The following is a 20301-nucleotide window of genomic DNA, read 5'->3' on the forward strand; positions in this document are numbered from 1 at the left end:
ACACATGAAAAAATACAGTATAAAAATCGCTTTTATCCTTATCACACTCTTCATTTTATCCGCTTGTAATAATAACACCTCTACCGCTGACCACCAGGAAGCGGAAGAAGAACACCACCACGAGGAAGAGAATACGACCACCCTGACCCAAACGCAAATCAAAACGGTAGACATTCGCCTGGGGCATATAGAACAAAAAGCCCTCAGCGCTACCCTGAAAGCCAATGGGGTACTGAGTGTGCCTGCCGACTATCAGGCAAAGGTATCGAGTATATATACAGGGATTATCCAAAGTGTAAAGGTAGAAATAGGCGCCTATGTCCACAAAGGGCAGGTAATTGCTACCATTTCCAATCCCGATTTTCTACAACAGCAACAGCGCTTGCTCACCGTAAATAGCCAAATCGAACTTGCCCAGCAAGAGCTTGACCGCCAGCAGATCCTCTACGAAGGCAATGCCGGTACGGGTAAGAACTTACAAGCTGCCACTACCCAACTGCGTACCCTACGCACTGAAAAAGCAGCCCTCGAAGAGCAAATACGCCTAATGGGCTTGAACCCCAAAACCCTAACCAATGAGGGGATGCAATCTACCTTGGCCGTAGTAGCTCCTATCAGTGGGAATATCAGTGCGGTATATACTAACAATGGGGCTTATGTAGATGCCTCCACCCCTATCGTGGAGATCATAGACAACAGTTCACTACACCTACATTTGCAAGTATATGAGCGCGACCTGCCTTATATCAAAGTAGGACAACAGGTACACTTCAACCCGACTAACAATACTTCTGGTGAATACGATGCCCAAGTGTACAACATCGCCGCTTCATTTGAGAATGAAAGTAAAAGTATCATCGTACATTGCCACATAGAGGGAGACAAACAAGGACTTATCAGCGGAATGAACGTAACAGGGGTTATCAGCCTAGACAAAGAAACGGCGCCTGCAGTACCCAATGATGCCATCGTAGAAGATAGTGGCAAATCATACATCTTTGTCGTCACTCACACTGACAATAAGGAAACCACCTTCGAGAAAATAGAAGTAGCCAAAGGCGCTTCCGAAAGTGGCTATACCGCTATCGCCCCAGTAAAACCGATCGCCTTCGAGCAAACAATCGCCACCAAAGGCGCCTTTTTTATCAATGCTACCTTGGTCAATAGCGGCGAACACGAAGACTAAACTAATGAACATATTGACAAATCTTATCTCTCTTCTCCATGAGGAAGCGCCGTTCTTCCTGCACCTGACTGCTGAGCATTTGCTTATCTCGCTCTTGGCAATTGTTATCGCAACGTTTATAGGGCTGCTATTGGGGATCTTTATCAGCGAGTACCGCAAGTATGCCGTTTGGCTCTTGGGGGCTGTGAATGTGCTCTATACTATCCCCTCTATCGCTTTATTGGGTTTCTTTATCACTATTACAGGGGTAGGGAACCTCACTGCCCTTATCGCTCTAATACTCTATGCTTTACTGCCTATTATCCGCAGTACTTATACGGGTATTACCCAAATCAATCCGCTGATTGTAGAAGCTGCAGAGGCAATGGGTAGCACCCGCAAGCAACTGCTTTGGAAAATCAAACTTCCTTTAGCCCTGCCTGTACTAATGTCGGGTATTCGCAATATGGTGACGATGACCATTGCGCTGGCAGGGATTGCCTCGTTTGTAGGTGCTGGGGGCTTGGGTGTGGCTATCTATCGTGGTATCACCACCAATAATAGTGCGATGACCCTCATAGGCAGTGTGCTGATTGCGCTCTTGGCTTTAGGTTTTGATTTTCTTTTGGCAAAAGTAGAGCAACGATTGGTACACCGTGAAGTTGCCTATAAGCGCAATCCGCTAAAGCTGGTAGGGATAGGCATTTTGGCACTGCTTATCACTCTCTTCTTTGTGCTTTCGCCTAAGAAAACGAAGGATATACATATCGCTACCAAACCGATGACTGAGAGCTATTTGCTGGGGCAGATGCTTTCTTTGCTTATTGAACAAGACACGGGGCTTTCGGTGCGACTGACCAATGGTGTAGGGGGTGGCACCTCTAACATTCACCCTGCTATAGCGCGTGGAGACTTTGATATGTACCCCGAGTACACCGGTACTGCGTGGGAAGCAGTACTCAAATGCAAAGACCCTTACAACGAGAACAAGTTCGCCGACTTAGAAGCTGCCTATAAAAAACAATATGGCTTAGAATGGGCTAACCTATATGGCTTCAACAATACTTATAGCTTGGCAGTGAGCAAAGAGATAGCCCAGCAATACCAGCTTAAAACTTTTACTGACTTGGCTAAGGTGAGCGAGCGACTTATCTTTGGGGCTGAATATGACTTCTTTGAGCGAGAAGACGGTTACAAAGCACTACAAGAGGTATATGGAATGCACTTTAGAAAGGTACTCGATATGGACATCGGACTGAAATACCAAGCGATGCGTGATAAAAAGATTGACGCTATGGTGGTTTTCACTACCGATGGGCAGCTATCAGTAAGTGAGGTGGTGGTACTGCAAGACGACCGTAATATGTACCCCTCCTACAAGGCAGGCACAGTGGTACGCACCGAGCTACTGACCACCTACCCCACCCTGCGCACTACTTTGGTAAAGCTGAACCAGCTAATAGACGATAGCACGATGGCGCACCTCAACTTCTTAGTAGAAACTGAAAGGAAACGACCTGAAGAAGTTGCTAAGAACTTTCTGCTACAAAAAGGACTTTTACACCCATAACAATGATAACATTCACCCACATATACAAAAGCTATAACGGCAAGGAAATCATCTCTGACTTCAACCTCACCATTGAAAGCGGTACTTTCCTCACTATCATAGGCACTTCAGGTTCTGGCAAAACCACCGTCCTAAAAATGATAAATGGATTGGTATTACCCGACAAGGGCGAAATACATATTAATGGCAAGAATATTTTAGCCGAAGACCTCATTGCCCTACGTCGCAATATAGGTTATGTAATTCAGGGGAATATCCTTTTCCCACACCTTACCGTTGCCGAGAATATCGCCTATGTACTCCACCTAAAAAAGTACTCAAAAACCGATATAGAGCGCATTGTCACCGAAAAACTACAACAGGTAAACCTTGCCCCCGAACTCGCCAACCGATTCCCCCACCAGCTTTCGGGCGGACAACAACAACGGGTAGGGATTGCAAGAGCCTTGGCTGCTAATCCTAACATCATACTAATGGACGAGCCATTTGGTGCGTTAGACAGCATCACCCGCAAGCAGCTACAGCGCGAGCTCAAAGCGCTACATCAGCAAACAGGCGTTACCATAGTATTCGTTACCCACGACATCGCCGAAGCCTTAACACTGGGTGCCAAAGTATTGGTGTTGGACAAGGGAGTCATTCAGCAATACGACACCCCCGAAATGATAAAACAACACCCTGCCAATGAGTTTGTTAAACAATTAGCAAATTAGCAAATTAGCATATTAAATGAAAGCAATTGTTATTTACCAAGCAGGCGATGCTCATCAATTACAAGTAGAAGAACGCCTTATCCCTACGCTCCAGAGGATTGCGTATGGGGCACGACTATATCGCCACCGCTCAAACGCTCCCTATATACGAAACTGCCAAAGAGTATAAAGGACCAGCCCTTGTTATTCACGGCACTTGGGATGTGGTAGTCCCTTATACCTATGGCGAGCGCTACCACCAAGGGTACAAGAACAGTCAATTAATACTCCTCCCTCAAGTAGACCACAGCTTTACTTCTGAAGAAGCTCGCAACAAAACCGCTACTGAGATTACAGAGTTTATAAAAAAACATTAGGATATAAAATCCCCGCTTGTAGAGAAATCTATCGGCGGGGAGTTTTTATATCCCTAACTCATAGTAATACCTACACCTTAAAAAAATATTTATAAAATAATATATAGTAAGTTTGCTTATTATATAAAAACATACTACCTTTGCGCCCGAATAAAGAAGTAAATTTAAATTATATATGAATGTTTTAATTATCAACGGGCATCCTACTATGGAGACGTCTAACGCCAACAAGGCTATTTTAGAAGAAGTAAAACGCTTGCTCCCTGAGGCTGAAGTAAGTAACTTGCAAGCTCTCTACCCTAACTATCAAATTGATGTAACTGCCGAACAAGCTAAACTTGTAAAAGCAGATGTAATTGTATGGCAGTTCCCTGTGAATTGGTATTCGCTTCCTGCCTTGCTGAAAAAATGGTTAGACAACGTGTTTTCACACGGCTTTGCTTATGGCGACAACAAGCTGATGGGCAAGAAACTTATCCTTTCTTTCACTACTGGAGCACCTGAAGAGGCTTACCAACACGGTGGCGCACAGAACTATCCGTTTACCGATTTTCTCAATATTCACCGCCAAACTGCCAATCATTGCAAAATGCTATTCCAAGAGCCTGTCATCTCTTACGGAATGAAGTACATTCCAGAGGTAATGCCCAAAGAAGTACTTACAACCCTACAACAAAGAGCCAAAGAGCACGCCGCTCGATTGGTTGCGAAAATCAAAGAATTAAACTAATTTTACAATTGATAAAAATCGCCGTGTGGCAGTGTGTCACACGGTTTTTATTCCATTTATAAATGAAAAACAGACCTATCAAATATTGGATTATCGTGGCGAGCAGAGACCACGTACAAATGGGCGTTGCGGGAGGATTTGCCCAAGCTTGCCACGGCAAGGCACAGCCTTTGAAGCGTATGCAGGAGGGGGACGGTATTCTCTATTACTCTTCCAAACGCTATTTTGGAAAAGAAGACAAATGCCAAGCCTTCACGGCTATTGGCAGAGTGAAAGACGAGGAAGTCTATGCCTTTCAGATGAGTGAAAATTTCTGTCCGTTTAGGAGAAATATTACTTTTGTAGACTGCGAAGAAACACCCATAGCCGACCTTATCGAGCTATTGGACTTTATCCCCAACAAAAAAGCGTGGGGATATCCTTTTCGCTTTGGTATTTTGGAAATATCCGAGAACGATTTTAAACTTATAGCCTCTAAAATGTTACACAATGACCTCTCAGCACTCAATTTTTAGTTTAAGAGCCGAAGAAAGCTCAGGGCTTTTACTTTGGCAGGTAAGTATGTTATGGCAACGCGGAATCAAAAAAGTGTTGCAACCTTTCGACCTCACACACCCCCAGTTTGTACTCTTGGCGAGTGCCCAGTGGTTCGCCCAACAAGGAAAGGAAATCACGCAGGTGTCTTTGGCAAATTTCACCAAGATAGACCCAATGACTACCTCGCAAGTGGTGCGTACTTTGCAGAGCAAAAACCTCATCACAAGGGAAGAACACAAGACCGACACCCGCGCCAAAGTAGTTGCTATCACCGCTCAAGGTGCCGAACTCATCGCGCAAGCCGTCGCTAAGGTCGAGGCTTTCGATGATGAATTTTTCAGTATTTTGGCAACCGAACAACCCTCGTTCAACGCTCAACTGCATAAACTTTTGACGAATTAGCAGAATTGTTTTGCTCCTTGCTATCCTTTATATAGTTTTCTTTTGGGTATTAATGGATTGAATGCTTTGAAGAAGGAAGAGGCGCGTAACCGCTACATTAGGAGATAAAAAAGCCGTGAAAGTAGGTACTGATTTTCTAAAAATTAAAGACGGAAAAATCACCGACTGCTGGACAATGAACAACAGAGAATAAAGAAAAGCGTTTTCCCTTGTGCCACGCATAGCGCAAATGCTTTTTTAGCTAATGGCATAACGAAAAACAGCAACACAAGGGGTGTTTTAGGTATTTTTCAGGTGAAAAAACCTTACAAAAACACTTTATGAACTTGTGGCATTTTTCCCAAAGGCTAACTTATCACTTGGGCAAGCTTTGGCATTCCGAAAAAAGATATAAAAACGAATATTTTAGGCTTTTTCCCGCAGGAAAAAGCCTAAAATATTTATAAAGATACCATTTTCTCGCGGGCAATGGGTGGTTATGGGAGTTTTTTAGATTGAATGGCTTGAAGTAAATGAGAAACAAGCAATGGCTTTTTAGAAGAGCGTTTGAAAATTCTCAGTAGCCAAAGATAAGAAAGTTCCCCTTCGTTATAAAAATATTTCTCAAAAGGAAAGAGTGTAATATCCACCTCAAAAATCGTAGCAAACTCACTAAGGAAATCAACGGCATCATCCCCTTGGATATGCAAATCCGCATTAATAGCACTCTCTGGGGGAATATTCCTTTTATCTGTATACCGATAGAGTAATTCTTCAAATTTTTCTTGTAGGAGAATATTCATATTGTTTTTTTTGATTAGTTACCATTTTAAATTCTCTTTTTCATAATACCCTCCTTCAGATTTGTTATCTTCATATAACTCAATTACTAGTTCTATTGCATCTATAGCTAATAATGCCCATCCTACATAAGGAATAGCTCTTCCTATAGCTCTTCCTAAAACTTTTGTACCAATAATACGAAAAGGCATTTTTTGGGGTAATATTTTTGATAAATATTTTGAAGCAATAGATGTACCTGCAGCAGAACCTTTCATAACAAATCTCTTTTTTAGAAATGGTTGTCCTGATAAAACCATAGCTCCTCCTATAATTGATTTATAGGTAGGATAATGAATATTTGTAGTATCTTCTTTTAGATATTTTAGCTGTATATCAAATCTATTTCTATTAAAACCATAGCTACTATATCCTGACATTATAAAAGACTTATTCAATTCATATTCTAATTCTATCTTAGGATCATATATATTAGAGCTATATATTTTCTTTAAAGTTCTTTTTTTTGCGTCTTCTACTAATGATATAATTTTTTGATCAAATAAATATTCATTCATATTTTTGTTTATTTATTTATTTTTCATATTATACTTAATTCCACCTTTTAATATAGAAAATAGAAAAGATGGATTAAATCTTTTTTCACAAATATTTTATGAGGCAAAGATAATAAAAAAATATTAATCGACCTCTTGTCAATTCAAAAATAATTCGTACTTTTGTAGTAGAAAATTAACAGCTAAAAGCACAAAAATATCAAAACTATGGGAATTAAGCTATTACAAAAAGCCCGTATCACTGAGGTGGATGATACTTCCGACCGCCTCGTGGCGCTCTTCAAGAGCGAAACCGCCCTCGCTGAGGACGCTTTTCTTAAATCTCTATTTACCGAAATGGAAACGCTCTCGGCTAATCTTACCGAGGCTATCAAGCGCGATAAAGGAGTCTCTGAACTCGAAAAGGCTGACAAAGTGCGCAACAACGCTATTCGCACTTTTTCCAAGGTAATCGAAGGTTATCGCGCTATGCCCATCGCTACCGTTAAGCAAAAGGGCGAACGCCTGCACAAGGTGTTTTCCAAGTATGGGTTACGACTTATCCAGAAAAATTATACGGATAAATCGTCCTATATCGCTGCGCTTCTGAAGGATTTGCAATCCCCAGACCTTACGACCCTCATAGCAGAACTACAAGGGGTAACCGAGTGTATAGACGGAATACGGCAGGCGCAAGAGGCGTTCAATACGCATCGTGTAGGCTATGAGAAAACGTTGGCGCATAACGTAAAGCAGGATTCGGCTACTCAGATGAAAGCCCCTATGCTCACGCTCATCAACGAAAAGCTCGTGCCTTATGCCACTACAATGAAAATGGTAGATGCGACCAAGTACCGCCATTTCGCCGATACTGTAACGCAAATCATCACCGATACGAACACTGCTATTAAAGTACGTTCCACTCGCAGTGCTAAAGGTAAAGATACCCCAACGACTTCCACCAAGTCATAAGCTTTTGGAAAAGATACAAAACCCTCCCCACTGGTAGAGAATACTATAAGTGGGGAGGGTTTTATTTGCAAATTCGCTAATTTGCAAATTCGCTAATTAATGATTATTTTTGCCCCCTAAATTTACAAATGAAAGAAAAATGAAAAAGATTTTTATTATCAACGGGGGACAAAAATTTCACGGAGGTGGCGGTACCCTCAACGCCAGCATAACAGAATGGACACGCCAAACGCTTGAGGAACTGGGCTATCAGGTGCAGTCTACTTGTATTAATGATCCGTACGACCCCAGAGCAGAAGCGGAAAAAATAGCAGGTGCCGATGTGATTATCTATCATACGCCTATTTGGTGGTTTCAGGTACCTTATGGCTTGAAGCAATACATCGACGAGGTTTTTAACGCAGGGATGGACATCATTTGCCCTAATGACGGTCGTTCGAGTGCTAACCCTGATATCAATTACGGTACAGGCGGACTGATGCAAGGCAAAAAATATATGGTTACCACCACGTGGAATGCGCCTTTGGCATCTTTTACTCAGCCGAATGACTTTTTCGACCAAACATCTGTAGACGATGGGGTGCTATTTGGTTTCCACAAGATGAATAAGTTCGTAGGACTCTCGCCTTTGGAAGGTTTTCATTTCTATGACGTAAGGAAAAACGGTACTCCCGAAAGAATTGAAGCCTACAAGCAAGCCCATATCGCCCATTTGAAGAATATCTTTGGAAATAAATAAAGAAAAGCGGTTACTTATAAAAAAGTGACCGCTTTTTTTATTTTTCATTCCGTTAGGAAAGTTCCTTTTTCAAGCACAATTTTATTTCCCCATTGGGTAAGGGCATCGAGTATAGGCAAAAAAGATTTCCCTAAGTCGGTGAGTGAATAGATAGCCACCAAAGGAGGCTTCTTACCATAGACAACTTTAGAAATAAGCTCATCGTTTTCCAATTGTTTTAGCTGGATACTCAGCGTAGTTTCGGTTACCGAATAGAGGTCTTTTTTCAGTTCGCTAAATCGCTTTTCACCTTCTTTAAGGTGATACAAAATCACGGCTTTCCATTTTCCTCCTATCAAATCCATCGCTACGGCAATGGTGCAAGGATAGGTTTTTTCTCCTAAGCGAACGCTGGGGGCAGTACACTCTATTTTTGTTTCCATAATAGTTGAAATTATAAAGTATCTATTTAGATAGTTATTGCCAGATTGAAAGTTGTACTATAATTTTGCGACAAAATTAAAAAATAATTTCAATATGGCATTAGTAATTTTAGCACACCCCCATTTTGACCAATCGATAGCCAATAAGGCTATCATAGAGGAGCTTTCTCGTAGCGACATAGATTTTGAAATCAGAAATTTATCAGCGCTATACCCTACCTTTCAAATAGATGTAAAAGCAGAGCAAGAAGCCTTACTCAAGCATCAAGAGGTTATCTTTCAATATCCTTTTTATTGGTATAATATGCCAGCGATACTCAAGCATTGGTTTGATGAGGTTTTCACGTATCAGTTTGCTTATGGTTCACAAGGAGATAAGCTCAAAGGGAAATATTTTATCCCAAGTTTTACCGTTGGGGCACCCGAAAGTGAATATCACACTTTGGGAGAACACCATTTCAAAGTATACGAGTTTTGCAAGAACTTAGCGCAAACGGCTTATTATGCGCAGATGAAGTATGTAGAGCCTCTATATTTTCACGGAACATCAGTAAATGCAGGTTATACCAAAGAGGATATAGAAGCAAAAGCCAAAGCGCAAGCCCAGCGATTGTTAGCATTTCTTTCTTCGCTGAAATAACACGCAAATTAGGATAAAAAACACCCTCCCTACTGGTAGGAAATGCTACGAGTGGGGAGGTTTTTTATTAGTTATTCTTCAAGTGGTCATTTCCAAAACGGATAATCGCTTCTATGATAGGTAAGGCTTCTTTACCTAAATCGGTAAGGGAATACTCCACTCGCGGGGGTACTTCTGGATAACTCACTTTTGCTACTAATTGATGAGTGCAGAGCGTTTTTAGTTCTTCATTAAGTACTTTTTCACTCACTTGTGGAATGGCACGCTTTAGTTCCCCATAACGATGTGTGCGCTGACTGAGATGAAACAGTATAAGCATTGCCCATTTGCTTCCCATTATTTGCATTGTTCGCCATACAGGACAGTCTTTGTTAATATTTTTTTCGTTCATCGCAATATTTTTTCTATTTGATACTGAGTAATTCTAACTTTTTTGTAAGGTGCTTACTTTCTCGTAAGTACTTGTGTGCTTGGATACAAAGGTATAATTTTGCGGTGAAATAACAAAAAAAAATTCATATAAAAATGACAAAAACAGAAATTGTACATCAGTTTTATGTCTCCTTAGCTAAAGGAGATTTTGAGAAAGTAGGCAGTTTATTAGCTGATGACTTAGTATGGCACCAACCAGGGAAAGGGGCTCTTTCCGGTAGTTACAAAGGTAAAGAGGCTGTATTCTCTCATTTAGGAAGAATGGCACAGCTCAGTGGAGGCACTTTTGCTATTGACCAAATTGATTATATCACCGAAAACGACCCTTTGGTAGCTGCTGCCGTCGCTTTTGAGGTCTTTGCTTTTGACAAAAGTATGCGAATGAGAGGTATTGATCTCTATCGGGTAGAGAACGACAAAATACAAGAGGTTTGGTTATTCTCTGAACACATAGACGAAGAAGACGCTTTTTGGACAGAAGCCCTCAGGTTATCTAACCAACAAAAATAATATTTCCCCGCTCGTAGAGAATACTATGAGCGGGGATTTTTATTTCCTAACCAGTGGCATTTGAAATGCGTTATACAAACTTCTTAAACCAATTGTCCAAAAAGATTATTTGCTCTTCTGTATGAAACCAATGTTCGCCATCATTCATAATGGTTAGAGTTGCCCCAATGCTATTTGCAAAATTCGTTATTGTTTCGAAAGAAGTTATCGTATCATTCTCAGCATAAAGAATATTTGTAGGTACATTCCAAGTTATTGGATGAGTTCTAACATAAGAAAGATATTCCCAAGATAAAGTTTCTCCAAAAGAGGTTTTGATTACTTTTTCTTCATATAGTGTTTTCTCTGATACTTTGGAGAGGATCATCATATTTAAAATGATGTGCTCCATATCTACGATTGGCGAGACAAACATAGCTTTTTTAATAGATTTATCTGCCAACGACAACATAGCATAATAAGTTCCTATACTATTGGCTATTAAGACGACACTGCTATACTGTGAGGCTATGAAGTCAAAGAATTTTGGAAATTCTTCTTTGGCTTCCCAAGGAAATTCTGATTTATAGTCAAACCCTATTACTTCATATTCATCACTAAAAAACTTTCTATAGTGATTAGCTTCTGCTGCATTTCCGCCCTTACCATGTATGTATATAACCGCATTTTTCATTTTTTATTTTCTCTATAGTTTTCGTATAAAACGTAGTTATATTAAGTCCGTATTGGGTATATTCACCTTTTTCTATAAACTTTTCGCCTGAGAAATAGATTTCTTGGGTATAAGTGGCGTTGTTTTTGGGAGTTTGTTCCTTTATTTTAAAAACTATTTTATCAGTATCTATATATTTTCTTTTCTTGTCAAGTGAAAAAGGTAATTCGGGAACATTGGTATTTACTTTTCCTGACATTCGAAGACCTTTATCATCGTGTGCTGCATATAAAGTACTATAAACAGTGGTATCTGCTTCGTTGAGGACAGTGCCACCATACATTTTTAGGTTCTTTTTGTATTTGTCCTTAGTGCTTATCATAAATACTTCCGTATCTATAAAATAATCCCCGAATTGGTCGTCTAAAAAATCTAAAATAGTCGCAATATCCCTCTTTTTGAATATTTTCTTCTTTAGAAAGTGGTTGTATTCATCACTGAGTACATAACTATCTCTATTTACACGTATGATATTGGGACTTTCAACGTAAAATAAAAGTGTATGGGTGTAATTTCTATCGCCTATAAGTAGTTGTAGCTTATCGGCATCTATTTTTTTCGTAGTGAGAAAATAGGAAAAGGCATCTTTTTGCGCTATATCCTTTGGGGTATCTTTTTGATGGACAAATAAAGTATCCTTTCTACGGTTGAAGTGCAAAAAGGTATAGTATTCACGGCTCTCCTTTCTGTCAGGGAGTAGTGAATCGGTTTCATTGTCTATGGCATAGCTTTCGTATTGTGTTCTAACTAATACTGCTTTTTGCGCCCATAGTATATTTTGCCCCCAAAGGAGGACTAATAATAAAGGATGTAGTCTTTTCATTTTATTGCTAATTTTCTATTAGATTGGTAACTTGCTGCAATTTTTATAGAACAAAGGTGCTTCTATACCTTTTTTCTTACCTTCTTCATACACGCACTTGCATATATATAATAAGTCGGGGAGATTGTTGTGGAGGGTCATTATTTTTTGGGTGAGGATATTGTTGGCAAACATTCTTTTCATCAAAGGTGCTGAAAGGAAAGTAGGCAATTTGTAAGGTAGTAGTAACTCGTTGTTGTAGTGTTTTAGTACCACCCCTCGTGAGGCTACTATCTTCACCGTTTCACGTATCGATTTTACGGCTTGCTTCAGTAGTTTGGCAGACTGCATTAGCTTCTCGGCTGCCTCAGTAGTTTGTGCATTATTGCTATAATTTTCCATTGTAGTACTTGCTACCGAAATAACTCCCGCATTAATAGCCAGATGTAACCATATCCATTCGAGCATATCGTAAGGGTGTTCTAAGACTATGTTGCAATCGCTAAAAAGCTTTACTAAATCGTCATAATTATCGATAGTAGTTTTTGCTTTGCTCTCCAGCATAAAATGGTCAAACAGACAAGCATTAAGGGTCTCACCTTCTAAATTGCCTCCTGCTACGGGATAACCCAACACATAAGGACGATTACCTAAGAGTTTTTCCAGATAATTCTTATCTTCCCAAATACCACAAGCAATGAGCAGTGTTCCTGTAATATGCTCTCTATTGAGTTCTTCTATCACACTTGCTAATTTTCCAGAAGGTACCGCAATGAAGATAAAATCATACTCTTTTTCTGTGGCGTGCTCAATAGAATAGCTATCGGTATACGAAAGTCCTTTCTTGTGTCCACGCCCGTCCAAGATATGAACGTTTAAAGTGTGTATGTTATTCTTTTTACTGTCTTTTCTAAGGTAATGTGTTACTGTGTGTCCTGCTTTAGAAAACACATAGCCGTAAATAGAACCTATAACGCCTATGCCTATTACTAAGATTTTCATAGTGTCTTTTTTATCTAAGGACAAAGATATGAAATTATTATCATCCCCTTCAATTTCCTCAAAATACCTATCCAAATGGCATCCTATTTCCATATCTTCATCGGAAGTATTTCGTAATACCATAAAGTGACAATTTTTCTCGGCATTAACGAATACAAAATTGTGTTCGCCGAAGTACGCTTGGTATCCCTCATCTACTAACGACCAAACTTCACCCGCTTTAAAGCTGAAAATATCATTTTTTACCCGATAGCTCTTTCCTACTTGCAATTCCATAATAATATGTTTTTTTAAAGCACAAAGATAATAATAATTAGTCAATTTGCTAATTAGCTAATTAGCAAATTATTTAGTACCTTTGCCAAGTAAATTGGCAGCAAAAAAAAAGGATATGAGCGATTTTAAACTAACACTTTTGAGAAAATGGGAATTTGACAATGAATTCTCATTTGTTTATGCTTCAACTTTACTACCCGATGGAACAGCTGTAATCCTAACTTCTGATCATACCGATTGGCATAAACATTACGCCCTTGTTCTTTCAACCGAAGGCGTCAAAAAGATTCCCATTGAATATACCCCAACATCCAACAGAGATTATCCTGTCCTTTTCAGATATAAAGAAGGGTTTGGCATCATCATCTCGGCAAAAGAAGTGCGGTATTACTCAGAGGTACATTCGTCACCAGCACTCATTTCGATAAAAAATAAATCATTACTCAGATATAACATTGTACCAGAGAAGGCTCAGCAGCGGTATTTTCAAAATATATCGGATAGCCAAATAATTCCCGTTTGCTTTGAAAATGAAGTTTATTACGGCAATGCAAGATGTTTTGCCCTTTTAGAGTTTGATGAGGTAGCAAAAACTGCCAAATGGAAATCTTTTTCAAAAATAGATAAAAAAGCATTTACGCATTGTGACAACAGAACCACCGATACCCCAAAAATAGACAGTCTTAAAATATCGAATAAAAAAATCTACGCCTTCATTCCAGGTGAAAGCGCTTCATCGGTCAATAAATGGGGAATGGATTATTATGCGCTCGCACAAATTTCTGCCGAAGGGAAGGTAATCGAGAAAATTATCGAATCGGACAATTTGCATACCGATTATAAAAAACGCGGTGTCAATGGCTGTTTCACAGACTCAGAATATGTGATACTAACACCTATTTTTAAAACCGATGAATGGAAGGGCAATCAAAAAGTCTTTTCGCTCACCACACGCGAATATGGCAATATTTTCTTACCTAAAGGAATGACAAAACACAAACTCCAAAATATCACAGGTAACCTTTGCTTGACCTCTCTTTTCGACAGAGGTTTAAAAGAAATATCTTTGTGTAATTACAATAACTTATAAAATTAGACATTAGTTTTTATGTCTCAAAAAATCAGAGTTTTCAATAAATTATTAGCCCATTATGGCAAGCAATATTGGTGGAATGACCCCAATCGCATTACCGACTGGATTTCGATGATTCTCATTCAGCAAACTACCCAAGAGAATACCGAAAAAGCGCTTGCAAACTTAGAGGGTAAACTATCGGTAGAGGCTTTACATGCTATGGAACTGAATACTTTACAGGAATATATACGTCCGGCAGGCTTCTACAAGCAAAAAAGCACTTACATCAAAGCCCTCATAGAATGGTACGTGTCACATGGAGCGTCCTTACAGAAGTTTCAAGCTATCCCTACTGAGGAACTTCGCAAGGAACTGCTCTCTATCAAAGGTGTGGGGGAAGAAACTGCCGATGCAATGTTGTTGTACATCTTTGAGCGAAAGGTCTTCATTGCCGACCAGTACGCTATACGACTTTTGAACCGCCTGAATCTCTCTTCTGCACAAACCTATAAAGCCCTCCGCGAAGAGTGTATGCCCTTAGTGGCTGAAATTCCCTTAGAAACCTGTCAAGAATGGCACGCTGTGATTGATGTACACGGCAAGGCTTACCGCAAAGGTTTTACCGATGAACAATGGTTGTTAGAATAATTAGTACAAATGAATCGTATTCTTCTTTTGATAGCCCGTGTGGCTCGTACTTGGACGCTTCCTATCTCGATGAGCATAGGGGCGGGAGTGTATTTGTTGTTTTATTATACACCTGCTTTAGAGGGACTTTCACAGTGGTTTGCTCCTATATTCGAGGCTATTTTACCACTTTTTATGTTCCTTATTCTATATGTTACTTTCTGCAAAGTAGACTTTAAAAAGTTGGCGCCTGTTCCGTGGCATTGGTGGATGATAGTAGTGCAGTGTATTTTGGTAGGGAGTATCACGGGAGCAATTCTCTTCTTTGGTATTCGGGGGAAAGAACTAATCCTCTTGGAGAGTGTGTTGGCGTGCATTATAAGTCCGTGTGCAGCTGCGGCCGCGGTGGTAACTCTCAAGCTCGGTGGCAATTTGGAGCAGATGACTACTTATACTTTTCTCTCGAACCTGCTTTGTGCATTGCTTATCCCTGTGTGTTTTCCGCTGATAGAACCAGCCTCGCAGATGACCTTCTGGGGAGCTTTCTCGCTGATAATGCAGAAGGTATGTTTGGTGCTGGTCGTACCGATGTTATTAGCACTTCTTACTAAAAGTTTGCAACAATTACGTCGGTTTCATCAGTGGCTTATCCACATCCCCGACCTCTCTTTTTATCTTTGGGGTTGCTCGTTGATGATCGTTACCGGCACTACCCTCAAGAACATTTTCCACGCGGGGACAAGTGTATTATTTCTGTTGCTCATAGGATTTTCGGGATTAGTGTTATGTCTGCTCCAATATGCTGTAGGGCGTTATATAGGCAGATTTTTTGGCACTTCCATAGAATCGGGGCAAGCCTTAGGACAGAAGAATACCGCTTTTGCTATCTGGATAGCGGCTACTTACTTGCATCCGCTTTCTACCGTAGGGCCAGGTTGTTATATTCTTTGGCAGAATATCATTAACTCTATTGAAATATGGAAAAAAGGTAAATACAAAGCTTGAGGATAAATCAGATTTTTAATCGCTTATTTGTTCTATTTGATAATTAAAAAATATTTCTACCTTTGCCCCCTGAAAAAGAAAAGTTTTACATGCTATGAAAAAATTACTTTATCTATTATTAGCACTGCTTTCTTCGGTTACAGCCTATTCACAAATGCTGTTCTCCGAAAATCTCACGATGACCATAGACAGTACCAAAACCCTACAGGGAAGCCTCATGCCTGAGATAGATTTTAAAACCGAAAAGGAAAATGTCTTTACCTTTAAGAATACGGCCAATCTCAACTTGCTTATCAATCACAATAGGCTGATCAATGTCATCAACAAGTTTGAGCTTTCTACTTATGGCAAGCAGGTAATCCTAAGTGGAGGATATGTACATATGGAATACCGCTACCTCTTGGATCATGCTTTTGAGGTGTACCCTTATGTGGAATCACAATGGGCGGAGAGTAGGGGAATGATCCATAAGATTTCCTCAGGGTTGCAATCACGCTATCGACTGGTGAACACCAATTCGTCCTTGATGTTTGCCGCTGTGGGATTGTTCTTCGAGTATGAAAAATGGCAACACCCCACTCCTGATGCCAATACTCCTGAGCACGCCTATAGCCGCAGTCTCAAGACCCATTTGTCACTGAGCTACAAACTTCAATTGGCTAAGAAATGGGGACTTACTACTACAGCTATACATCAGGGAAAGCCTGATAGAACTTATTTCAAAGAAGCACGTTTTGGAGGAGCTCTTGACCTGAATTATAGTATTACTAATGCTATAGGTATCCGTGGTGCCTATAGGCTTATCTACGATACAGCTCCCATAGTCCCTATAAAAAAAGACTACCATTTGGTTGAAGTAGGGCTTACAGTTTCATTTTAATTAACCAAATTAACACATTAGTATTATGTTTACTATTCCTTATATAGAAACCCGAGAAGAATTCTTCTACTTGGATGTATTTCTAAAATTGCTTTTAGGATTGTTAGCTATTGCTCTGGTTATCAATAAGTCTGGTAAGGGCAACTTGGCACCTACTTCCGCCATGGATCAGGTACAGAATTATGTACTGGGGGGTATCATCGGGGGGGTGATTTATAGTCCTGCCATTACACTCTTCCAGTTTGCCATTGTCTTGGTTATTTGGGCATTTCTTATTATAGGATTACGAAAGCTTAAGACCAAAATTCTTGCCTTTAGGCATTTTATAGACGGAACAGCGGTGATTGTGATCAATCGTGGTAAGATAGACATAGCAGCCTGTAAGAAGGCTAAAATCACGGCACACGATCTTGCCTTTAAGCTCCGCAAAGAGGGTGTCTATTATATCCAGAATGTGAAAAGAGCGGTACTGGAACAGAACGGTGAACTGATTGTTGTATTGGCAGGTGAGGAGAATCCTAAATATCCCATTATTACCGATGGTATTATCCATAAAGGGGTGTTAGAAGATGTGGATAAAACAGAAGAATGGCTACTGGAAGAGCTCCACAAGCAAGGCTATGAAAGTGTCTCAGAGATATTCTTAGCAGAATATTATGGAGGACAGGTAAAAGTAGTTCCCTATAATAATTAGAAAATTAGCTGATTAACATAAGTGTTAATTAGCTAATTTTTTGTATATTTGCTCCCAATTATTCAGATATTATGAACTTGAATATATTCATCACCCTACATCTGATAGAGAAACGCCAAAAGACCTTTTGGGGTACGTTGAGGACAATTCTCTTGTTTCCTCTGGCTATTGTAGGGGATACATGTTTGGTGATAGCTTATTTGATAGCTTTGATGGTGAGTAATATACTTGAAAAATACGAAAATTAGATTTTATGAATATTGGTTACAAATACCTTTTTTTACCTATCCTCTTGCTCTGTATAGGTTGTACTTCTTCCCGGAAGATAAAGGTTCCTGATGACTATTGTGTTCCTCCGCCGTATACAATGACAAAGGAAAAAGAGGCTCCTATAGAAGTTGATGAAGCAAAGCTTGCTTTGGGCAAAAAACTTTTTGAAGGAAAACTTTCCTCCAGAAATATCCTTATTGCTTATGCCTCCGATACCGATGAGGCTCTATTGTCATTAATTGCCTTGGCCGATGATTCTTCTGAGCAGGCACAACTAAAACGCAATACCTTAAAAATAGAGATCCATAGCAAGATTAACGCTATTTTCTCACAAATGAATTCGGTAACTGCGGAATTGGATTGCGAAGAAGAGCGCATAGACCAAATAGCCACCACTTTAAGTGATATCAATGACAAGAATATTACACGCCTTACGGTAGCCTCTATACTTGTAGGAGCTGCCTCGGCGGTGGCAGGGGCTTATATAGCCGATGACAACTGGAACAAAGGCGTAGCGGTAGGTAGTGGGGTGCTGGGGGCAGGCTTGAGTTTTCTCACCCTTAATCCGAAGGGGAAAAAAGTAAACCTACTACACCCTCGCAATCTGTTGCGTTGTTTTATCACTGAGAAAAATGACATAGAGTTTCCTCCCTTTGTATGGTATATGCTAAACGAACCTCGTTTTACCAACTCAGGAGAGAGTTCTGTCTTGCAAAACACACAAAAGAGATGGATCAGACATCTTTTTGACAATGACAAAGAGAAGGCGCTAAAAGCCGTAGTTTTTAGCGATGGAGGCGTCTATAATGCGGGTGATTTGCATACTCGTGCTGAGATGTTTGACCAAATGCAATCGGTGATACATTCGCTGAACCAAAACCTGAACTTCTTTATTCAAGAAGTCAATATACTTATGTTGAAAAAATAAATTGAAATATAATGAAAAAACTCTTTTTACTGCTATGTGTATGGGCAACACTCCCTGCTGTAGCGCAAACCTCGAAAGACAAAACCCTGATTATAGATGCGAGCTACCTCAAACAAGGTAGTAGCTACGGACAGTTAGGAGTGCATCTCAACTATTATGACAGCAATAAGTTGGCACTATTTGCGGGATTGGCAGGCAATTTCCGTTCAGAAAACGGATTAGTCGCTATCCCCGAAGCACAACTCTCAGCGTGGATAAGAGCCGATAATGAGCGTGGAGGCTTTGTTGATATTCCTGTCTTGCTCTTGCGCCCACAGCTGAATTTTTCACCTTATTACTTCGCCCCTGAAGCGGGTATACAAATTCTCTTTCTTTATATAAAAGCAGGTTACGCATTCCCTTGGGGTAAAATGAGTGACAACTATCCTTTTGACACGGGTAAATTCCGCCTTTCAGTAGGAGCTATTATACCGCTAAATATTAAATAATAAATAATATGAAACATTTCTTTTTATCCGTAGCCCTTGTGAGCACAATGCTCGGTTTTGGGCAAGCCTCAGGAAATCTCAACTACCAAAACAGAGGCAGAAATAGCTTGAATAACAACAACTTTTCTGTTGATTTCCCTACCAATTACGAAATGGTAGTCTCTGCCAAAGGACTGGCTAATATCAAAGCTGATGCTTTTGTGGCGATCTTCAGTGTGGTGCAGGTAGGCAAGAGTGCTGAAGAGGCTACCTCCCTAATGAGTCAGCGCCTTTCGCCTGTGCTCTCTGCCCTAAAGGCTAAGAATATGGAGGCTTTTGTAGATATGATTTCCTTTGTGCCTATGTATGAATACGAGACCGAGAAGAAAGTCTTTAGCAAGCGCACCTACAATGAAGTGCCTATGGGCTTTGAACTCAAGCAAAACTTACATATCAAAATCAATGAAGCCTCTCGACTCAATGAGTTAATCACTCTACTGGCTAATAACGAGATTTACGACCTTGTACGTATGGACTACTACAGTAGCCAGTTAGAGACCATAAAAAAAGAACTCAAAGACAAGGTAAAATCTGCCTTTGCCGAAAAGCAAAAGCTCTATGAAACTACCCTTGGGGAGAGCTTTACCTCCGCTGAAAAGAAGGTTGTTGATGGTTTTTTCCACATTTACCCTACCGAACAATATAGTAGCTACGAAGCCTATAGTAGTGCATCCTTACAAGGCAAGCGAGCAGGCAATGTGGTGCAAGCCAACAAGTCTACTACTCAGTATTACCAACCTATTACCAACCGAGATTTTGATGTGGTGCTCAACCCTATTATTGTAGAACCTATGATACAAGTGGTTTATGAAATAAAAATGAGTGTGAATCGCCCTGATAAAAATAAAGCTAAAGAGGCACTATTGCTGACCCCTGCTGGCGAACTCAAGAAGATAAACTTGCCTTAGCAACTTCCATAATATGAGATAACAAGCAATAAAACTCTCAAAGTAAGTCCAAGCGAATTATTCACCGTTGGTGCGAGTATCTGAATCGCGC

Annotated in this window: 27 protein-coding genes; 20 read left to right on the top strand and 7 right to left on the bottom strand. The window is 40.1% G+C overall.

Going from position 1 to position 20301, the window contains the following annotated elements:
• Positions 1-4: 4 nt before the first annotated feature.
• From CGC50_RS09455 to CGC50_RS09485, 7 genes are all read left to right on the top strand, one after another.
• Positions 5-1186, top strand: a complete 1182-nt coding sequence (locus CGC50_RS09455) for an efflux RND transporter periplasmic adaptor subunit (protein WP_095910633.1) — start codon at positions 5-7, stop codon at positions 1184-1186.
• A gap of 13 nt (positions 1187-1199) precedes the next feature.
• A complete protein-coding gene (locus CGC50_RS09460; RefSeq protein WP_095911341.1) occupies positions 1200-2735 on the top strand; it encodes an ABC transporter permease/substrate-binding protein in 1536 nt (511 codons plus the stop codon).
• Positions 2736-2737: 2 nt separating this feature from the next.
• Positions 2738-3448 carry an ATP-binding cassette domain-containing protein gene (locus tag CGC50_RS09465; protein ID WP_095910634.1) on the top strand — a complete coding sequence of 237 codons (711 nt, stop codon included), beginning with the start codon at positions 2738-2740 and terminating at the stop codon, positions 3446-3448.
• A 104-nt stretch (positions 3449-3552) separates the two neighbouring features.
• Positions 3553-3804: an alpha/beta fold hydrolase gene (locus CGC50_RS09470; RefSeq protein ID WP_232781098.1), complete on the top strand. Its 252-nt coding sequence runs from the start codon at positions 3553-3555 to the stop codon at positions 3802-3804.
• A 175-nt stretch (positions 3805-3979) separates the two neighbouring features.
• Positions 3980-4534 (top strand): NAD(P)H-dependent oxidoreductase, encoded by a 555-nt coding sequence (locus CGC50_RS09475; protein WP_095910635.1) that lies wholly within the window; start codon positions 3980-3982, stop codon positions 4532-4534.
• Between the two features lie 62 nt (positions 4535-4596).
• On the top strand, positions 4597-5049 hold the full coding sequence (locus CGC50_RS09480) for an EVE domain-containing protein (protein ID WP_095910636.1): 453 nt from the start codon (positions 4597-4599) through the stop codon (positions 5047-5049).
• On the top strand, positions 5024-5473 hold the full coding sequence (locus tag CGC50_RS09485; protein ID WP_095910637.1) for a MarR family winged helix-turn-helix transcriptional regulator: 450 nt from the start codon (positions 5024-5026) through the stop codon (positions 5471-5473). Before CGC50_RS09480 ends, CGC50_RS09485 begins: the two co-directional genes overlap by 26 nt.
• Positions 5474-5949: 476 nt before the next feature.
• Here the strand turns inward: CGC50_RS09485 and CGC50_RS09490 are convergent, their stop codons facing one another.
• Together CGC50_RS09490 and CGC50_RS09495 are read right to left on the bottom strand one after the other, a co-directional pair.
• On the bottom strand, positions 5950-6255 hold the full coding sequence (locus CGC50_RS09490) for a DUF1493 family protein (protein ID WP_095910638.1): 306 nt from the start codon (positions 6253-6255) through the stop codon (positions 5950-5952).
• Between the two features lie 18 nt (positions 6256-6273).
• On the bottom strand, positions 6274-6810 hold the full coding sequence (locus tag CGC50_RS09495; RefSeq protein WP_095910639.1) for a hypothetical protein: 537 nt from the start codon (positions 6808-6810) through the stop codon (positions 6274-6276).
• Between the two features lie 207 nt (positions 6811-7017).
• Between CGC50_RS09495 and CGC50_RS09500 the strand changes: the two genes are divergently transcribed.
• Complete coding sequence (locus CGC50_RS09500; RefSeq protein ID WP_095910640.1) at positions 7018-7761, top strand: DUF6261 family protein; 744 nt, start codon at positions 7018-7020, stop codon at positions 7759-7761.
• Between the two features lie 139 nt (positions 7762-7900).
• A complete protein-coding gene (locus tag CGC50_RS09505; protein WP_095910641.1) occupies positions 7901-8500 on the top strand; it encodes an NAD(P)H-dependent oxidoreductase in 600 nt (199 codons plus the stop codon).
• A gap of 44 nt (positions 8501-8544) precedes the next feature.
• On the opposite strand, the gene CGC50_RS09510 is transcribed toward CGC50_RS09505, so the two are convergent.
• Positions 8545-8922 carry a winged helix-turn-helix transcriptional regulator gene (locus CGC50_RS09510; RefSeq protein ID WP_016420173.1) on the bottom strand — a complete coding sequence of 126 codons (378 nt, stop codon included), beginning with the start codon at positions 8920-8922 and terminating at the stop codon, positions 8545-8547.
• Between the two features lie 94 nt (positions 8923-9016).
• On the opposite strand from CGC50_RS09510, the gene CGC50_RS09515 reads away from it, so the two are divergent.
• The gene (locus tag CGC50_RS09515) at positions 9017-9562 is read left to right on the top strand and encodes an NAD(P)H-dependent oxidoreductase (protein ID WP_009419375.1); all 546 of its coding nucleotides are present in this window, start codon (positions 9017-9019) and stop codon (positions 9560-9562) included.
• A gap of 67 nt (positions 9563-9629) precedes the next feature.
• Here the strand turns inward: CGC50_RS09515 and CGC50_RS09520 are convergent, their stop codons facing one another.
• A complete protein-coding gene (locus CGC50_RS09520; protein ID WP_016478853.1) occupies positions 9630-9953 on the bottom strand; it encodes a winged helix-turn-helix transcriptional regulator in 324 nt (107 codons plus the stop codon).
• Positions 9954-10087: 134 nt separating this feature from the next.
• On the opposite strand from CGC50_RS09520, the gene CGC50_RS09525 reads away from it, so the two are divergent.
• Complete coding sequence (locus tag CGC50_RS09525; protein WP_095910642.1) at positions 10088-10504, top strand: nuclear transport factor 2 family protein; 417 nt, start codon at positions 10088-10090, stop codon at positions 10502-10504.
• Positions 10505-10574: 70 nt separating this feature from the next.
• On the opposite strand, the gene CGC50_RS09530 is transcribed toward CGC50_RS09525, so the two are convergent.
• From CGC50_RS09530 to CGC50_RS09540, 3 genes are read right to left on the bottom strand one after another with little or no spacing between them, the layout of a single operon-like run.
• On the bottom strand, positions 10575-11177 hold the full coding sequence (locus CGC50_RS09530) for an alpha/beta hydrolase (RefSeq protein WP_095910643.1): 603 nt from the start codon (positions 11175-11177) through the stop codon (positions 10575-10577).
• Positions 11146-12039, bottom strand: a complete 894-nt coding sequence (locus CGC50_RS09535; RefSeq protein WP_095910644.1) for a hypothetical protein — start codon at positions 12037-12039, stop codon at positions 11146-11148. Before CGC50_RS09535 ends, CGC50_RS09530 begins: the two co-directional genes overlap by 32 nt.
• 18 nt (positions 12040-12057) lie before the next feature.
• A complete protein-coding gene (locus CGC50_RS09540) occupies positions 12058-13296 on the bottom strand; it encodes a ketopantoate reductase family protein (protein WP_095910645.1) in 1239 nt (412 codons plus the stop codon).
• Positions 13297-13411: 115 nt separating this feature from the next.
• On the opposite strand from CGC50_RS09540, the gene CGC50_RS09545 reads away from it, so the two are divergent.
• The 9 genes from CGC50_RS09545 (at position 13412) to CGC50_RS09580 (ending at position 20210) form a co-directional block, all read left to right on the top strand.
• Positions 13412-14386 (top strand): hypothetical protein, encoded by a 975-nt coding sequence (locus CGC50_RS09545; RefSeq protein WP_095911342.1) that lies wholly within the window; start codon positions 13412-13414, stop codon positions 14384-14386.
• 18 nt (positions 14387-14404) lie between these two features.
• On the top strand, positions 14405-15019 hold the full coding sequence (locus tag CGC50_RS09550) for an endonuclease III domain-containing protein (RefSeq protein ID WP_095910646.1): 615 nt from the start codon (positions 14405-14407) through the stop codon (positions 15017-15019).
• 9 nt (positions 15020-15028) lie between these two features.
• The gene (locus CGC50_RS09555; protein ID WP_095910647.1) at positions 15029-16003 is read left to right on the top strand and encodes a transporter; all 975 of its coding nucleotides are present in this window, start codon (positions 15029-15031) and stop codon (positions 16001-16003) included.
• Between the two features lie 94 nt (positions 16004-16097).
• Complete coding sequence (locus CGC50_RS09560) at positions 16098-16883, top strand: DUF481 domain-containing protein (RefSeq protein WP_095910648.1); 786 nt, start codon at positions 16098-16100, stop codon at positions 16881-16883.
• 25 nt (positions 16884-16908) lie between these two features.
• Positions 16909-17577 carry a DUF421 domain-containing protein gene (locus CGC50_RS09565; protein WP_095910649.1) on the top strand — a complete coding sequence of 223 codons (669 nt, stop codon included), beginning with the start codon at positions 16909-16911 and terminating at the stop codon, positions 17575-17577.
• A gap of 71 nt (positions 17578-17648) precedes the next feature.
• Entirely contained in the window at positions 17649-17825 is a 177-nt protein-coding gene (locus CGC50_RS13915) for a hypothetical protein (RefSeq protein WP_002668845.1), read from the top strand.
• Between the two features lie 5 nt (positions 17826-17830).
• Positions 17831-18775, top strand: a complete 945-nt coding sequence (locus CGC50_RS09570; protein WP_095910650.1) for a hypothetical protein — start codon at positions 17831-17833, stop codon at positions 18773-18775.
• A gap of 11 nt (positions 18776-18786) precedes the next feature.
• Positions 18787-19263, top strand: a complete 477-nt coding sequence (locus CGC50_RS09575; protein WP_095910651.1) for a hypothetical protein — start codon at positions 18787-18789, stop codon at positions 19261-19263.
• An 8-nt stretch (positions 19264-19271) separates the two neighbouring features.
• Positions 19272-20210 carry an SIMPL domain-containing protein gene (locus tag CGC50_RS09580; protein WP_095910652.1) on the top strand — a complete coding sequence of 313 codons (939 nt, stop codon included), beginning with the start codon at positions 19272-19274 and terminating at the stop codon, positions 20208-20210.
• The last annotated feature ends 91 nt before the right edge of the window (positions 20211-20301 follow it).

Origin of the sequence: Capnocytophaga gingivalis, assembly GCF_002302415.1 — a bacterium.
Lineage (GTDB): Bacteria > Bacteroidota > Bacteroidia > Flavobacteriales > Flavobacteriaceae > Capnocytophaga > Capnocytophaga gingivalis.

Bases quoted from the DNA above. Each gene is read 5' to 3' on its own strand.
- CGC50_RS09455 (WP_095910633.1), top strand. From the start codon at position 5: ATGAAAAAATACAGTATAAAAATCGCTTTTATCCTTATCACACTCTTC.
- CGC50_RS09465 (WP_095910634.1), top strand. From the start codon at position 2,738: ATGATAACATTCACCCACATATACAAAAGCTATAACGGCAAGGAAATC.
- CGC50_RS09470 (WP_232781098.1), top strand. From the start codon at position 3,553: ATGGGGCACGACTATATCGCCACCGCTCAAACGCTCCCTATATACGAA.
- CGC50_RS09475 (WP_095910635.1), top strand. From the start codon at position 3,980: ATGAATGTTTTAATTATCAACGGGCATCCTACTATGGAGACGTCTAAC.
- CGC50_RS09480 (WP_095910636.1), top strand. From the start codon at position 4,597: ATGAAAAACAGACCTATCAAATATTGGATTATCGTGGCGAGCAGAGAC.
- CGC50_RS09485 (WP_095910637.1), top strand. From the start codon at position 5,024: ATGACCTCTCAGCACTCAATTTTTAGTTTAAGAGCCGAAGAAAGCTCA.
- CGC50_RS09490 (WP_095910638.1), bottom strand. From the start codon at position 6,255: ATGAATATTCTCCTACAAGAAAAATTTGAAGAATTACTCTATCGGTAT.
- CGC50_RS09495 (WP_095910639.1), bottom strand. From the start codon at position 6,810: ATGAATGAATATTTATTTGATCAAAAAATTATATCATTAGTAGAAGAC.
- CGC50_RS09500 (WP_095910640.1), top strand. From the start codon at position 7,018: ATGGGAATTAAGCTATTACAAAAAGCCCGTATCACTGAGGTGGATGAT.
- CGC50_RS09505 (WP_095910641.1), top strand. From the start codon at position 7,901: ATGAAAAAGATTTTTATTATCAACGGGGGACAAAAATTTCACGGAGGT.
- CGC50_RS09510 (WP_016420173.1), bottom strand. From the start codon at position 8,922: ATGGAAACAAAAATAGAGTGTACTGCCCCCAGCGTTCGCTTAGGAGAA.
- CGC50_RS09515 (WP_009419375.1), top strand. From the start codon at position 9,017: ATGGCATTAGTAATTTTAGCACACCCCCATTTTGACCAATCGATAGCC.
- CGC50_RS09520 (WP_016478853.1), bottom strand. From the start codon at position 9,953: ATGAACGAAAAAAATATTAACAAAGACTGTCCTGTATGGCGAACAATG.
- CGC50_RS09525 (WP_095910642.1), top strand. From the start codon at position 10,088: ATGACAAAAACAGAAATTGTACATCAGTTTTATGTCTCCTTAGCTAAA.
- CGC50_RS09530 (WP_095910643.1), bottom strand. From the start codon at position 11,177: ATGAAAAATGCGGTTATATACATACATGGTAAGGGCGGAAATGCAGCA.
- CGC50_RS09535 (WP_095910644.1), bottom strand. From the start codon at position 12,039: ATGAAAAGACTACATCCTTTATTATTAGTCCTCCTTTGGGGGCAAAAT.
- CGC50_RS09540 (WP_095910645.1), bottom strand. From the start codon at position 13,296: ATGGAATTGCAAGTAGGAAAGAGCTATCGGGTAAAAAATGATATTTTC.
- CGC50_RS09545 (WP_095911342.1), top strand. From the start codon at position 13,412: ATGAGCGATTTTAAACTAACACTTTTGAGAAAATGGGAATTTGACAAT.
- CGC50_RS09550 (WP_095910646.1), top strand. From the start codon at position 14,405: ATGTCTCAAAAAATCAGAGTTTTCAATAAATTATTAGCCCATTATGGC.
- CGC50_RS09555 (WP_095910647.1), top strand. From the start codon at position 15,029: ATGAATCGTATTCTTCTTTTGATAGCCCGTGTGGCTCGTACTTGGACG.
- CGC50_RS09560 (WP_095910648.1), top strand. From the start codon at position 16,098: ATGAAAAAATTACTTTATCTATTATTAGCACTGCTTTCTTCGGTTACA.
- CGC50_RS09565 (WP_095910649.1), top strand. From the start codon at position 16,909: ATGTTTACTATTCCTTATATAGAAACCCGAGAAGAATTCTTCTACTTG.
- CGC50_RS13915 (WP_002668845.1), top strand. From the start codon at position 17,649: ATGAACTTGAATATATTCATCACCCTACATCTGATAGAGAAACGCCAA.
- CGC50_RS09570 (WP_095910650.1), top strand. From the start codon at position 17,831: ATGAATATTGGTTACAAATACCTTTTTTTACCTATCCTCTTGCTCTGT.
- CGC50_RS09575 (WP_095910651.1), top strand. From the start codon at position 18,787: ATGAAAAAACTCTTTTTACTGCTATGTGTATGGGCAACACTCCCTGCT.
- CGC50_RS09580 (WP_095910652.1), top strand. From the start codon at position 19,272: ATGAAACATTTCTTTTTATCCGTAGCCCTTGTGAGCACAATGCTCGGT.